Genomic DNA, 14,228 nt, shown 5'->3' on the forward strand with positions numbered 1-14,228 from the left:
ACCACGTGTGTACGTCGGCTCTCGACGGAGACTAGCGGCCAAGACCGCCCGAGTCAGCGAGAACCAACGAAAAGTCCTGGTCAGCCTCAGCCGACCAGGACATTCCCGACATAACAGCCGAGTTTTTTGGTCAGGATTCAGTCAACGCGCTGTTACGTGGCATGCTCATCCACCTGCGACGGCACGCCGGACCTCGTCCGCGAACCGGTCGGCGGCCGCGCGCAGCGCTGCCGGGTCGGGTCCGTGGCTGAGCACACCGCGGCTGACACTGGGCACCACATTGCCCACCGCGTCGCCGAAGACAGCGGGCAGATCCGCCGGGGTCGCGCCCTGGGCCCCGATCCCGGGGGCCAGCAGCGGACCGTTGATCGCGAGATCCACCCCGGCGTCCCCGAGCGTGGCACCGACCACCGCGCCGACCGAGCCGAGCGGGGTGGCCCCCTCGTTCTCGGCGGCCATGTGGTCGAGCATGACCTGCGCCAGCGAACGGCCGTCGGCGGCGGTGGCGCGCTGCACCTCGCCACCCTCCGGGTTGGAGGTGAGGGCGAGCACGAACACCCCCGCGCCGGAGAGGACGGCCGCGTCCAGCGCCGGGCGCAGCGAACCGAAGCCGAGGTACGGCGAGACGGTGACCGCGTCCGAGAACAGGGGCGAGTCCTTGTCCAGGTAGGTCGCCGCGTAGGCCCCCATGGTGGAGCCGATGTCGCCGCGCTTGGCGTCCATGAGCACGAGCGCACCGGCCGCCCGCGCCTCCTCCACGGCCTTCTCCAGGACGGCGATCCCGCGGGAGCCGAACCTCTCGAAGAACGCGGACTGCGGCTTGAGCACGGCGACCCGGTCGGCCAGGGCCTCGACGACCGTGCGCGTGAACCGCTCCAGCCCCGCGACGTCGTCGTTCAGGCCCCAGGCGGTGAGCAGCGAGGCGTGCGGGTCGATGCCGACACAGAGCGGCCCGCGGGTGTCCATGGCGCGGCGCAGGCGCGCGCCGAACGGTTCCGGGATCATGCGGTGGCCCTTCTGGTGTCTGCGCCGACGGCCTCGGCGAGGGTGACGTACGGGGAGGCCGCCAGGCGGGCGGCGAGTCCCTTGTGGATCGCCCGGGCGTAGAACGGACCCTCGTAGATGAAGGCGCTGTACCCCTGGACGAGGGTGGCGCCGGCGAGAATGCGCTGCCAGGCGTCCTCGGCGTTCTCGATGCCTCCGACACCGACCAGGGTGATCCGGTCGCCCACCCGCGCGTAGAGGCGCCGGAGGACCTCCAGGGAGCGCTCCTTGAGGGGTGCGCCGGACAGGCCGCCGGTCTCCTGCACCAGGGACGGCGAGGACGTCAGACCGAGGCCGTCCCGGGCGATGGTGGTGTTGGTGGCGATGATGCCGTCGAGTCCCAGTTCGAGGGCGAGATCGGCGACGGCGTCGACGTCCTCGTCCGCGAGGTCCGGGGCGATCTTGACGAGCAGGGGGACCCGCCGGTCGGTGACGGTCCGGTCGGCCGCCTCGCGCACGGCCGAGAGCAGGGGCCGGAGCGCCTCGGTGGCCTGGAGGTTGCGCAGACCGGGCGTGTTGGGCGAGGAGACGTTCACGACGAGGTAGTCGGCGTGCCGGGCCAGCCTCTCGGTGGACTTCACGTAGTCGCCGACCGCTTCGGCCTCCGGTACGACCTTCGTCTTGCCGATGTTGACGCCGACCGTGGTCCTGAAGACCGGCCTGCGGGCCGCCAGCCGCTCGGCCACGGCGGCCGAGCCCTCGTTGTTGAAGCCCATGCGATTGATCAGTGCGCGGTCCGCGACGAGGCGGAAGAGGCGCTTCTTGGGGTTGCCGGGCTGCGGCTCCCCGGTGACCGTGCCGATCTCGACGTGGTCGAAGCCGAGCATCGCCATGCCGTCGATCGCGACCGCGTTCTTGTCGAAGCCGGCGGCGAGGCCGAACGGACCGTGCATCCGCAGGCCGAGGGCCTCGGTGCGCAGCTCCGTGTGGCGGGGGGCGAGCGCGGCGGCGACGAAGGTGCGCAGCACGGGGATGCGGGCGACGAGGCGGATCCAGCGGAAGGCCAGGTGGTGGGCCCGCTCCGGGTCCATCCGGGAGAAGACCAGCCGGAAGAAGAATGTGTACATCGGGGTGTCCTCGGTGTTCTCAGGGTCCTCGGGGGCTCACAGAGAGGGGGACACCGTTTCCGGTGTCCCCCTTCCGGGCTGCTAGTCGCGAGCCGCGATCAGACGCTCCGCGTGTTCCTGGAGGGAGCGGACGCCGACGTCTCCGTGGGTGAGTGCGTCGATGCCCTGGACGGCGGCGGCGAGCGCCTGGACCGTCGTCAGGCACGGCACGGACCGGGCCACGGCGGCGGTGCGGATCTCGTAGCCGTCGAGGCGGCCGCCCGTGCCGTACGGCGTGTTGACGATCAGGTCGACCTCGCCGTCGTGGATCAGCTGGACGATGGTCCTCTCGCCCTGCGGGCCCACGCCCTCGGACTGCTTGCGCACGACCGTGGCGTTGATGCCGTTGCGCTTGAGGACCTCGGCGGTGCCGGAGGTGGCGAGCAGCTCGAAGCCATGGGCGACGAGTTCGCGCGCCGGGAAGATCATCGAGCGCTTGTCGCGGTTGGCGACCGAGATGAACGCGCGGCCCTTGGTGGGCAGCGGGCCGTACGCACCGGCCTGCGACTTGGCGTAGGCCGTGCCGAAGACCGAGTCGATGCCCATGACCTCACCGGTGGAACGCATCTCCGGGCCGAGGACGGTGTCGACGCCGCGGCCGTGGATGTCGCGGAAGCGCGACCACGGCATGACGGCCTCCTTGACGGAGATCGGCGCGTCCAGCGGCAGGGTCCCGCCGTCGCCGTGCGCCGGGAGCAGGCCCTCCGCGCGCAGTTCGGCGATGGTCGCGCCCAGCGAGATCCGGGCGGCCGCCTTGGCGAGCGGGACCGCCGTCGCCTTCGAGGTGAAGGGGACGGTGCGCGAGGCGCGCGGGTTGGCCTCCAGCACGTAGAGGATGTCGCCGGAGAGCGCGAACTGGATGTTGATCAGTCCGCGTACGCCGACGCCCTTGGCGATGCCTTCGGTCGAGGCGCGCAGCCGCTTGATGTCGAAGCCGCCGAGCGTGATCGGGGGCAGGGCGCAGGCGGAGTCACCGGAGTGGATGCCGGCCTCCTCGATGTGCTCCATGACACCGCCGAGGTAGAGCTCGGTGCCGTCGTAGAGCGCGTCGACGTCGATCTCGATCGCGTCGTCGAGGAAGCGGTCGACCAGGACCGGCCGGGTGGGGCTGATCTCGGTGGATTCGGCGATGTACGTGGAGAGCCGCTCCTCCTCGTACACGATCTCCATGCCGCGGCCGCCGAGCACGTAGCTGGGGCGGACGAGGACGGGGTAGCCGATCTCGTCGGCGATGGCCTTGGCCTCGTCGAACGTGGTGGCGGTGCCGTGCTTCGGGGCCGGCAGGCCCGCCTCGGCCAGGACACGGCCGAAGGCGCCGCGGTCCTCGGCGGCGTGGATCGCCTCCGGGGACGTACCGACGACCGGCACACCGTTGTCCTTGAGCGCCTGCGACAGCCCCAGCGGGGTCTGGCCGCCGAGCTGGACGACGACACCGGCGACCGGGCCCGCGAGGGACTCGGCGTGCACGATCTCCAGCACGTCCTCGAGCGTCAGCGGCTCGAAGTACAGCCGGTCGGAGGTGTCGTAGTCGGTGGACACGGTCTCCGGGTTGCAGTTGACCATCACGGTCTCGTAGCCCGCGTCGCTCAGCGCGAACGAGGCGTGGACGCACGAGTAGTCGAACTCGATGCCCTGACCGATGCGGTTGGGGCCGGAGCCGAGGATGATCACCGCGGGCCTGGTGCGGGGCGCGACCTCGTTCTCCTCGTCGTAGCTGGAGTAGAAGTACGGGGTCTTCGCGGCGAACTCGGCGGCGCAGGTGTCGACCGTCTTGTAGACCGGACGGATGCCGAACGCGTGCCGCACCTCGCGGACGACGTCCTCGCGCAGTCCGCGGATCCCGGCGATCTGGAGGTCCGAGAAGCCGTGCCGCTTGGCCTCGGCGAGCAGCTCGGCGTCGAGCTTGTCGGCGGCGGCCAGCTCGTCGGCGATCTCCTTGATCAGGAAGAGCTGGTCGACGAACCAGGGGTCGATCCTCGTGGACTCGAAGACCTCTTCCTGGGTGGCGCCGGCCCGGATCGCCTGCATGACGGTGTTGATCCGGCCGTCGGTCGGGCGGGCCGCCTCGGCCAGCAGCACGGCCTTGTCACCGGTCTCGCCGACGAAGCTGAACTGCGAACCCTTCTTCTCCAGGGAGCGCAGCGCCTTCTGGAGCGCCTCGGTGAAGTTCCGGCCGATCGCCATGGCCTCGCCCACCGACTTCATGGTGGTGGTGAGGGTGGAGTCGGCGGAGGGGAACTTCTCGAAGGCGAACCGCGGGGCCTTGACGACGACGTAGTCGAGGGTCGGCTCGAAGGAGGCGGGCGTCTCCTCGGTGATGTCGTTCGGGATCTCGTCGAGCGTGTAGCCGACGGCCAGCTTGGCGGCGATCTTGGCGATCGGGAAGCCGGTGGCCTTCGAGGCGAGCGCCGAGGAGCGGGAGACGCGCGGGTTCATCTCGATGACGATGATCCGGCCGTCGGTGGGGTCGACGGCGAACTGGATGTTGCAGCCGCCGGTGTCGACGCCGACCTCGCGGATGATCGCGATACCGATGTCGCGCAGCCGCTGGTACTCGCGGTCGGTGAGCGTCATCGCCGGGGCGACGGTGATCGAGTCACCCGTGTGGACGCCCATCGGGTCGAAGTTCTCGATGGAGCAGACGACCACGACGTTGTCGTTCTTGTCGCGCATCAGCTCCAGCTCGTACTCCTTCCAGCCCAGGATGGACTCCTCCAGGAGCACCTCGGTGGTCGGGGAGAGCGTCAGGCCCTGGCCGGCGATCCGGCGCAGTTCCTCCTCGTCGTGGGCGAAGCCGGAGCCGGCACCGCCCATGGTGAAGGAGGGGCGGACGACCACGGGGTAGCCGCCGAGCGTCTCGACGCCCGCCAGGACGTCGTCCATGGAGTGGCAGATGACCGACCGGGCGGACTCGCCGTAGCCGATCTTCTCCTTGACGGCTTCCACGACGCCCTTGAAGAGGTCGCGGTCCTCGCCCTTGTTGATGGCCTCGACGTTGGCGCCGATGAGCTCGACGTTGTACTTCTCCAGGACACCGTTCTCGTGCATGGAGATCGCGGTGTTGAGCGCGGTCTGCCCGCCGAGGGTCGGGAGCAGCGCGTCGGGCCGCTCCTTGGCGATGATCTTCTCGACGAACTCGGGCGTGATCGGCTCGACGTACGTGGCGTCGGCGATCTCCGGGTCGGTCATGATCGTCGCCGGGTTGGAGTTCACCAGGATGACGCGCAGGCCCTCGGACTTGAGGACGCGGCAGGCCTGGGTGCCGGAGTAGTCGAACTCGGCGGCCTGACCGATGACGATCGGGCCCGAGCCGATGACCAGGACGGACTGGATATCGGAGCGCTTAGGCACGCTGGCCCTCCATCAGAGATACGAAACGGTCGAAGAGGTAAGCGGCGTCGTGCGGGCCCGCGGCCGCTTCGGGGTGGTACTGGACGCTGAAGGCCGGCTGGTCGAGGAGCTGCAGCCCCTCGACGACCTGGTCGTTCAGACAGACGTGGGAGACCTCGGCGCGGCCGAACTCCGTGTCGGACACCTTGTCCAGCGGGGCGTCGACGGCGAAGCCGTGGTTGTGCGCGGTGACCTCGACCTTGCCGGTCGTGCGGTCCTGCACGGGCTGGTTGATTCCGCGGTGGCCGTACTTGAGCTTGTACGTGCCGAAGCCGAGGGCGCGCCCCAGGATCTGGTTGCCGAAGCAGATGCCGAAGAGCGGGGTCTTCCGTGCCAGGACGCCCCGCATGACCGAGACCGGGTGGTCGGCTGTGGCCGGGTCGCCGGGGCCGTTGGAGAAGAACACGCCGTCGGGCTCGACCGCGTACACCTCGTCCAGGGTCGCGGTGGCGGGCAGCACGTGCACCTCGATGCCGCGCTCCGCCATGCGGTGCGGGGTCATGCCCTTGATGCCCAGGTCGATGGCGGCGACGGTGAACCGCTTCGTGCCGATCGCGGGGACGACGTAGGCGTCCTTGGTGGCGACCTCGGTGGAGAGGTCGGCGCCCACCATCCCGGGTGCCTCCTGGACCCGGGCGAGCAGCGTGGCCTCGTCGGTGACCGCGTCACCGGAGAAGATGCCGACGCGCATGGCGCCGCGCTCGCGCAGGTGGCGGGTGAGGGCGCGGGTGTCGATGCCGCTGATGCCCACGACGCCCTGCCGCTCCAGCTCCTCGTCGAGCGAGCGCCGGGAGCGCCAGTTGGAGGGCACCCGGGCGGGGTCGCGCACCACGTATCCGGCGACCCAGATCCGCTTCGACTCGGGGTCCTCGTCGTTCACGCCGGTGTTGCCGACGTGCGGGGCGGTCATCACGACGACCTGGCGGTGGTACGAGGGGTCGGTGAGCGTCTCCTGGTAGCCGGTCATGCCGGTGGAGAAAACCGCCTCGCCGAAGGTCTCCCCCACGGCCCCGTAGGCACGGCCGCGGAAGGTGCGGCCGTCCTCCAGGACGAGTACGGCGGGAACTTTGGCAGCTCCCCGGGTGGAGATCGTCATCGTGCGGTGCCTTCCGTAGTGCTGGTGAGTTGGTTGATGGCCTCGACCCAGGCCGGGTGCTCGGCCGAGCGGTCGGAGCGGAACCCGGAGTCGATCAGCTGGTCGCCCAGGGCCCAGGTGATGATCAGGAGGCCACCCTCGGGGAGGACCTTGCCTGCGATGCCCTTGTCGAGCCGGGCGCCGCGGAGTGCGGCTGCCGGGACGAAGAAGTCGGACGCGCCGGGTCGTACGACGTCCAGGCCCTGGCCGGTCAGTGTGAGCTCGACGCGGCTGCGGGTACCGAGACCGTGGGCGACGATCCGGTCGAGCCACTGCCCGGCGGTCGTCGAGGCGTGGTAGCGGCCGGTCAGCGTCAGCAGCTTCTCGCCGTCCGTGAAACCGTCCGGGGTGGTTTCGGGTTCCGGCAGATCGGACTGGAGACTGCCTCGCCACTTCCATCCCTGGCGCATCAGCCAGTAGACGAGGACGACGAGGACGATCAGTCCGACGACCCAGCTGATGCGGGCGGACCAGTCGGTCACTTCGGCCGACTTCCGCTCGGCTGCGAGCTGGAGGTACAGGGGGGTGAGTGTTGTCACGCGAGCTTCCCGTCGACGACCGTGGCGCGGCCCCGCAGAAACGTGTGAGTGACTCGGCCCGGCAGCTCACGGCCCTCGTAGGGGGTGTTGCGGCTGCGGGAGGCAAAGGCGGCGGGGTCCACCACACCACGGTAAGCCGGATCGACCAGGGTCAGGTTGGCGGGCTCACCGGCCGAGACGGGCCGGCCGTGGCCGTCGAGCCGGCCGATGGCCGCCGGACGGAACGACATCCGGTCGGCGACGCCCGCCCAGTCGATGAGGCCGGTCTCGACCATCGTCTGCTGGACCACCGAGAGCGCGGTCTCCAGGCCCACCATGCCCATGGCGGCGGCGGCCCACTCGCAGTCCTTGTCCTCGTGCGGGTGCGGGGCGTGGTCGGTGGCGACGCAGTCGATGGTGCCGTCGGCGAGGGCCTCGCGCAGGGCCATGACGTCGGCCTCGGTGCGCAGCGGCGGGTTCACCTTGTAGACCGGGTTGTAGGACCGTACGAGCTCGTCGGTGAGGAGCAGGTGGTGCGGGGTGACCTCGGCGGTCACGTTCCAGCCCTTGGACTTGGCCCAGCGGACGATCTCGACGGACCCGGCGGTCGACAGGTGGCAGATGTGCACCCGGGAGCCGACGTGGGCGGCGAGCAGGACGTCGCGGGCGATGATCGACTCCTCGGCGACGGCGGGCCAGCCGCCGAGACCGAGTTCCGCGGAGACGACGCCCTCGTTCATCTGGGCGCCCTCGGTGAGGCGGGGCTCCTGGGCGTGCTGGGCGACGACGCCGTCGAAGGCCTTCACGTACTCCAGTGCACGGCGCATGATCACCGCGTCGTCGACGCACTTGCCGTCGTCGGAGAAGACCTTCACCCCGGCGGCCGAGTCGTGCATGGCGCCGAGCTCGGCGAGCTTCTTGCCCTCCAGGCCCACGGTGACGGCGCCGACCGGCTGCACGTCGCAGTAGCCGGACTCCCTGCCGAGCCGCCAGACCTGCTCGACGACACCGGCGGTGTCGGCAACCGGGAAGGTGTTGGCCATGGCGTGCACGGCGGTGAAGCCGCCGACGGCCGCCGCCTTCGTGCCGGTGAGGACGGTCTCGGAGTCCTCGCGGCCGGGCTCGCGCAGGTGGGTGTGGAGGTCGACCAGGCCGGGCAGCAGGATCCGGCCCTCGGCCTCGACGACGGTCGCGTCCCCGGCCTCGATGCCGGTGCCGACCTCCGCGATGGTCTCGCCGTCGATCAGGACGTCCTGGGGTTCGCCGCCGAGGATCTTCGCGCCGCGGATAAGGATCTTGCTCATGGTTACTTGTTCTCCTCGGTACGGGCGGACGGAGCGGACGACGGGAGGGCGGGGCCGGGCTCCGAACCGCCGAGCAGCAGGTACAGGACGGCCATGCGGATCGAGACCCCGTTGGCGACCTGCTCGACGGCCGTGCACCGGTCGGAGTCGGCCACCTCGGCGGTGATCTCCATGCCGCGGACCATCGGGCCGGGGTGCATGACGATGGCGTGCTCGGGCATCTTCGCCATGCGGTCGGCGTCCAGGCCGTAACGGCGGGAGTACTCGCGCTCGGTCGGGAAGTACGCGGCGTTCATCCGTTCGCGCTGCACACGCAGCATCATCACCGCGTCGGACTTCGGCAGCACCTCGTCGAGGTTGTAGCTGACGTCGCACGGCCACTGCTCGGCGCCGACCGGAACGAGGGTCGGCGGGGCCACCAGGGTCACGTGGGCGCCGAGTGTGGTCAGCAGACGGACGTCGGAGCGGGCCACCCGGCTGTGCAGGATGTCGCCGACGATGGTGACCCGTCGGCCTTCGAGGTCCCGGCCGAGACCGTTGTCGGCCCCCACCAGGCGGCGGCGCAGGGTGAAGGCGTCCAGGAGGGCCTGTGTGGGATGTTCATGGGTGCCGTCCCCGGCGTTGACGACGGCGCCGTCGATCCACCCGGAGGTGGCCAGACGGTACGGGGCCCCGGAGGCACCGTGCCGGATGACGACGGCGTCGGCGCCCATCGCCTCCAGGGTGAGCGCGGTGTCCTTGAGCGACTCGCCCTTGGACACGGATGAGCCCTTGGCGGAGAAGTTGATGACATCGGCGGACAGGCGCTTGGCGGCGGCCTCGAACGAGATGCGGGTGCGCGTCGAGTCCTCGAAGAAGAGGTTGACGACGGTACGGCCGCGCAGGGTGGGGAGCTTCTTGATCGGCCGGTCCGCGACCCTGGCCATTTCCTCTGCGGTGTCGAGGATCAGGACGGCGTCGTCGTGTGTGAGGTCGGCGGCCGAGATGAGGTGGCGCTTCATCTGGGGGTTCTCCGGTGGCTGGAGGGTTCGGGCATGCGGGCGCGCGGGCGCGGCCGTACGGCTTCGAGGTGCGCCGTACGGGTGAAGTGCAGCTACTGCGCGCCCGCCGGGGCGGCCTGCTCGACACCGAGCAGCACGGCGTCGCGGCCGTCCTCCTCGGCGAGCTGGACCTTGACCGTCTCCCGCAGCGACGTGGGGAGGTTCTTGCCGACGTAGTCGGCACGGATCGGGAGTTCGCGGTGACCGCGGTCGACGAGGACCGCGAGCTGCACCGCGCGCGGCCGTCCGATGTCGCCCAGCGCGTCGAGTGCGGCGCGGATCGTGCGGCCCGAGAAGAGGACGTCGTCGACGAGGACGACCAGCCGGCCCTCGATGCCCTGGCCGGGGATCTCGGTGCGGGCCAGGGCGCGCGCCGGGCGCAGCCGCAGGTCGTCGCGGTACATGGTGATGTCGAGCGACCCGACCGGCATCTTCCGGCCGGTGATCTCTTCGAGCTTTTCGGCGAGCCGGCCGGCGAGGAAGACGCCTCGCGTCGGGATGCCGAGGAGCACCACGTCGTCGGCGCCCTTGGCGCGTTCGACGATCTCGTGGGCGATTCTGGTCAGTGCTCGGGCGATGTCGGGGGCCTCGAGAACGGGCCGCGCCGCATTGCCGGTGGCTTCGTGCTGTGCGTCCATAAGAAACGGACCTCCTTCTCCGCCTCACGGGACGGACCTTAAAGGACGTCGAAATTGCGTCATCCACGTTACCAGGGCTTGTGCATCGCCTTGAGAGCACCCCCGGGAGGTGCCGGTCCGGACCGTTCGGCTTGACGCATCCAAGTAACGCTGCGTAACCTCACAGTGAGTTACCAGCCTGCGGCGGAGCCGCGAAATGTTCCAGCGTCCGGGGAGCCATATGTCCAGCGAATACGCAAAACAGCTCGGGGCCAAACTCCGTGCCATCCGCACCCAGCAGGGCCTCTCCCTTCATGGCGTGGAGGAGAAGTCCCAGGGTCGCTGGAAGGCCGTCGTGGTCGGTTCGTACGAGCGCGGCGACCGTGCCGTGACCGTGCAGCGCCTTGCCGAACTGGCAGATTTCTACGGAGTCCCGGTGCAGGAACTCCTGCCCGGTACGACGCCCGGCGGGGCCGCCGAGCCGCCGCCGAAGCTCGTCCTGGACCTGGAGCGCCTCGCCCACGTCCCGCCGGAGAAGGCCGGGCCGCTGCAGCGCTACGCGGCGACGATCCAGAGCCAGCGCGGTGACTACAACGGCAAGGTGCTCTCGATCCGCCAGGACGACCTGCGCACACTGGCCGTGATCTACGACCAGTCGCCGTCCGTGCTCACGGAACAGCTGATCAGCTGGGGTGTGCTGGACGCCGACGCGCGTCGTGCCGTCGCCCACGAAGAGGGCTGAGCCCCAGCAGGCCGAAGCCCCAGCAGAAACGTGTCGCCGCGGCGGTGCGGTTCACCCTTTCGGGTGTCCGCGCCGTCGCGGTTTTTTGTCGCGCCACCTGGACACGCTTGGCAATGCCGAAGGGCCCGCGGTACGACCGCGGGCCCTTCGTCGGCTGAACGCCACCGGTGGGCTACTGCTCCCGGCGGAGGTTCGGCTTGAGGTCCTTGAACCGGGCCAGCAGCCCGTTCACGAAGGACGGGGAGTCATCGGTGGAGAACTCCTTGGCGAGCTGGACCGCCTCGTCGATCACTACCGCGTCCGGGGTTTCGTCCACCCAGATCAGCTCGTACGCACCAAGGCGCAGGATGTTCCGGTCGACGACCGGCATCCGGTCGATCTCCCAGTCCACCGCGTAGGTCACGATGAGTTCGTCGATCCGGTCCGCGTACTGCGCGTACCCCTCGACGAGCTCCATCGTGTACTCGGCGACCGCCGGCTGGCGGGTGTCGGTCCGCGAGTGCCGCACCCAGTCCGCGAGGACCGTCTGCACGGACTCACCGCGCTGGTCGGCCTCGAAGAGGATCTGGAAGGCGCGCTTGCGGGCCTTGTTCCGGGCAGCCACGGTTAGCTGTTCACCCGGCCGAGGTAGTCGCCCGTGCGGGTGTCGACCTTGATCTTCTCACCCGTGGTGATGAAGAGCGGAACGCCGATCTCGTAGCCGGTCTCCAGCGTGGCGGGCTTGGTGCCACCGGTGGAACGGTCGCCCTGGACACCCGGGTCGGTGTGCTGGATGGTCAGCTCGACGGCGGCGGGCAGCTCGACATAGAGCACCTCGCCCTCGTGCTGGGCCACCGAGGCGGTGAAGCCCTCGATGAGGAAGTTGGCGGCGTTGCCGACAGCCTTGCGGTCGACCATGAGCTGGTCGTACGTGTCCATGTCCATGAAGACGAAGTACTCGCCGTCCATGTACGAGAACTGCATGTCGCGACGGTCGATGGTGGCCGTCTCGACCTTCACGCCGGCGTTGAACGTCTTGTCGACGACCTTGCCGGACAGCACGTTCTTGAGCTTGGTGCGCACGAAGGCAGGGCCCTTGCCGGGCTTGACGTGCTGGAACTCGACGACGGACCAGAGCTGGCCTCCGTCGAGCTTGAGCACCAGGCCGTTCTTGAGGTCGTTCGTGGAAGCCACGGTTGCGGAATCTCCTGGACTGAAGCTGGTGGAACGGCCGAGGATGCGCGCTAGAGCGCGAGCAGCTCCTTGGTCGTGATGGTGAGTAGCTCGGGTCCGCCGTCCGCCTCGGGGCGCACGACGAGCGTGTCATCGATCCGGACCCCGCCCCGGCCCGGGAGGTGGACTCCCGGTTCGACGGTGACCGGCACACAAGCGTCCAGTTTACCCATGGCTGAAGGTGTCAGTTGCGGGTCCTCGTCGATTTCGAGCCCGACTCCGTGCCCGGTCCAGGGCCCGAGGCCTCCACCGTGGCCTGCGGAGTCCAGGACATGGCGGGCCGCACGGTCCACGTCGCGGTAGGCGGCACCGGGTACCAGAGCCTCGCGTCCGGCTCGCTGAGCGGCGAAAACCAGGTCGTAGAGCTCGATCTGCCAGTCGGCGGGCGCCGTCCCGATGACGAAGGTGCGGCCGATCTCGCAGCGGTAGCCGCGATAGTTCGCGCCCAGGCGGACGGAGAGGAAATCCCCCTCCTCCACCCGTCGGTCCGAGGGGCGGTGGCGCCCCTGGCCCGCGTTCGGCCCGGTCGCCACGGATGTGGGGAAGGCGGGGCCGTCGGCACCGTGGTCCACCAGCCGGCGCTCCAGCTCCAGGGCGAGATGCCGCTCGGTGCGGCCCACCAGGATGGATTCGAGGAGTTCGCCCAGCGCCTGGTCACTGATCTCGGCGGCGATCCGCAGGCAGGCGATCTCCTCCTCGTCCTTGACCACCCGCAGCTGCTCGACGGTGGCACCCAGGTCCGAGAGCCGGAGGCGCGGGGCGACCGAGCCCATGGCCCGGTGGCGCGAGACCGTCAGGTGATGTTCCTCGACGGCCAGGGAATCCGCTCCGCGGGAGGCGGCCAGATCCGCTGCCGCGAGCACCGGATCGCCGTCGGAGTCCGGCATCAGGGACACCCGCAGGTGCTCGTCGGTGCACCCGTCGGCGCGATCGTCGACCGGCCCGCGCGGGCTGAGCAGGATGTCCTCGCCTGGGCCGAGCAGGAGCACGGCGCCGGAAGGCGCTCCGCCCGCGAGATAGCGGACGTTGGCGGGACGGGAGACCAGAGCGGCCGCGGATCCGACGGCGGCGCACCGGTCGCGGAGCAGCCCGCGGCGGACGGCGTACACGTCTGACATGTCACGAGCCTACGAGCGCCGGCCCGGACCTGCTCGGTCAGCGCATCCGACCGGGGCGGCGGCCGGCCCGGGACCGGGCCGGGGACATCGCCCAGCGCCGCTTCACCAGGCCGGAGGACTGGCCAGGGAGCGGGCGAGTATGTCGTCCAGAACCCGGGCGGTGGTCTCCACGTCGTACGTCGAGTTGTCGATGATCGGCAGTCCGGAGCCGTACCACCCGGCCATCCGCCCGTGGATCCGGGCAACCTCCTCGTCCGAGAGGCGGCGGTTGCCGCTGCGGGCGGCGTTGCGCTCCAGCACGACCTCCAGGCCCGGCAGCAGGACGACGGGCAGCAGACCCGGGCCCACATGGCGCTTCCAGCCGCCGAGGCCGACCACCGGACGGTCGGGGAAGACGGCGTCGTCCAGGATGCAGGAGATGCCGTTGGCGAGGAAGTTGCGCGCGGCGAAGCCGCAGGTCCGGCGGGCCAGACGGTACTGGGCCTCGGAGTGGTCGTTCCATCCGGCCTGGGGGTCGGCGAAACCGGAGCGGACCCATTCGCGGACGTCGTCGAGGCTGATGTGGGCCGTGGGGACACGGCGACGGCCGGCCCAGAACTTGGCCACGGTGGTCTTGCCGGCGCCCGCGGGGCCGATCAGGAGAACGGCGAGGGTCGCCGTGTCGGCGCCGGGACCGGCAGGCGGCGCGGGCAGCGGGACGGGCCCGCCGGGCGGCAGCCGGAAGTGCCCGGTGGTCTCCCGGGAAGGAGGTGCCGGGGCGTGCTGCGGTGCGGGACCGCTCCAGCCCTGGGGCGGGGGCGGCGGTCCGGGGTGCCGGGCCTGGTGTGCCCAGCCGGCTGGTCCGCTTCCGGGCCCTTGGGGTGGCAGCGGAGCCCCCCCTGCGTGCTGCATCCGGTGCCACTCCGTCTCGTACAGGCAACTGGCGCTGGTGGAACGGCAACCGTACCGTCCCCGGCCGCCACGGGAGGAAGGGACGGGGACGGTCCACGGTGCCCGTAGGCG

The 14,228-nt window shown here is 70.3% G+C and carries 13 protein-coding genes; 1 reads left to right on the forward strand and 12 read right to left on the reverse strand.

The annotated features are described in order from the left end of the window. Positions 1 to 165 precede the first annotated feature (165 nt). From pyrF to pyrR, 8 genes are all read right to left on the reverse strand, one after another. Positions 166 to 1,005, reverse strand: coding sequence for an orotidine-5'-phosphate decarboxylase (pyrF, locus tag AB0L71_RS02445; protein ID WP_365236987.1), 840 nt, complete (start codon positions 1,003 to 1,005; stop codon positions 166 to 168). After that, positions 1,002 to 2,111, reverse strand: coding sequence for a quinone-dependent dihydroorotate dehydrogenase (locus tag AB0L71_RS02450; RefSeq protein WP_365236989.1), 1,110 nt, complete (start codon positions 2,109 to 2,111; stop codon positions 1,002 to 1,004). The genes pyrF and AB0L71_RS02450 overlap by 4 nt, the downstream gene beginning before the upstream one ends. A gap of 81 nt (positions 2,112 to 2,192) precedes the next feature. Beyond that, positions 2,193 to 5,501, reverse strand: coding sequence for a carbamoyl-phosphate synthase large subunit (carB, locus tag AB0L71_RS02455; protein WP_365236991.1), 3,309 nt, complete (start codon positions 5,499 to 5,501; stop codon positions 2,193 to 2,195). After that, entirely contained in the window at positions 5,494 to 6,636 is a 1,143-nt protein-coding gene (gene carA / locus AB0L71_RS02460) for a glutamine-hydrolyzing carbamoyl-phosphate synthase small subunit (protein WP_365236993.1), read from the reverse strand. The genes carB and carA overlap by 8 nt, the downstream gene beginning before the upstream one ends. Further along, positions 6,633 to 7,214, reverse strand: a complete 582-nt coding sequence (locus AB0L71_RS02465; protein WP_365236995.1) for a hypothetical protein — start codon at positions 7,212 to 7,214, stop codon at positions 6,633 to 6,635. Before AB0L71_RS02465 ends, carA begins: the two co-directional genes overlap by 4 nt. After that, positions 7,211 to 8,497 (reverse strand): dihydroorotase, encoded by a 1,287-nt coding sequence (locus AB0L71_RS02470; RefSeq protein ID WP_365236997.1) that lies wholly within the window; start codon positions 8,495 to 8,497, stop codon positions 7,211 to 7,213. Before AB0L71_RS02470 ends, AB0L71_RS02465 begins: the two co-directional genes overlap by 4 nt. A gap of 2 nt (positions 8,498 to 8,499) precedes the next feature. Next, a complete protein-coding gene (locus tag AB0L71_RS02475; RefSeq protein WP_365236999.1) occupies positions 8,500 to 9,498 on the reverse strand; it encodes an aspartate carbamoyltransferase catalytic subunit in 999 nt (332 codons plus the stop codon). A 92-nt stretch (positions 9,499 to 9,590) separates the two neighbouring features. After that, positions 9,591 to 10,175 (reverse strand): bifunctional pyr operon transcriptional regulator/uracil phosphoribosyltransferase PyrR, encoded by a 585-nt coding sequence (gene pyrR / locus AB0L71_RS02480; RefSeq protein ID WP_365237000.1) that lies wholly within the window; start codon positions 10,173 to 10,175, stop codon positions 9,591 to 9,593. 220 nt (positions 10,176 to 10,395) lie between these two features. On the opposite strand from pyrR, the gene bldD reads away from it, so the two are divergent. Continuing rightward, the gene (bldD, locus tag AB0L71_RS02485) at positions 10,396 to 10,896 is read left to right on the forward strand and encodes a transcriptional regulator BldD (RefSeq protein WP_014044812.1); all 501 of its coding nucleotides are present in this window, start codon (positions 10,396 to 10,398) and stop codon (positions 10,894 to 10,896) included. A 172-nt stretch (positions 10,897 to 11,068) separates the two neighbouring features. On the opposite strand, the gene nusB is transcribed toward bldD, so the two are convergent. The 4 genes from nusB to AB0L71_RS02505 all read right to left on the reverse strand — a co-directional run bounded on the left by nusB (position 11,069) and on the right by AB0L71_RS02505 (position 14,117). Continuing rightward, a complete protein-coding gene (nusB, locus tag AB0L71_RS02490) occupies positions 11,069 to 11,500 on the reverse strand; it encodes a transcription antitermination factor NusB (protein WP_365237002.1) in 432 nt (143 codons plus the stop codon). Positions 11,501 to 11,502: 2 nt separating this feature from the next. Next, positions 11,503 to 12,069 carry an elongation factor P gene (gene efp, locus AB0L71_RS02495; protein WP_114243496.1) on the reverse strand — a complete coding sequence of 189 codons (567 nt, stop codon included), beginning with the start codon at positions 12,067 to 12,069 and terminating at the stop codon, positions 11,503 to 11,505. 50 nt (positions 12,070 to 12,119) lie between these two features. Continuing rightward, positions 12,120 to 13,226, reverse strand: a complete 1,107-nt coding sequence (locus tag AB0L71_RS02500; RefSeq protein ID WP_365237004.1) for an aminopeptidase P family protein — start codon at positions 13,224 to 13,226, stop codon at positions 12,120 to 12,122. A gap of 102 nt (positions 13,227 to 13,328) precedes the next feature. Continuing rightward, complete coding sequence (locus AB0L71_RS02505; RefSeq protein WP_365237006.1) at positions 13,329 to 14,117, reverse strand: Pro-rich N-terminal domain-containing protein; 789 nt, start codon at positions 14,115 to 14,117, stop codon at positions 13,329 to 13,331. Positions 14,118 to 14,228 lie beyond the last annotated feature (111 nt).

It is taken from the genome of Streptomyces sp. NPDC052052, assembly GCF_040680455.1.
Classification (GTDB): domain Bacteria; phylum Actinomycetota; class Actinomycetes; order Streptomycetales; family Streptomycetaceae; genus Streptomyces.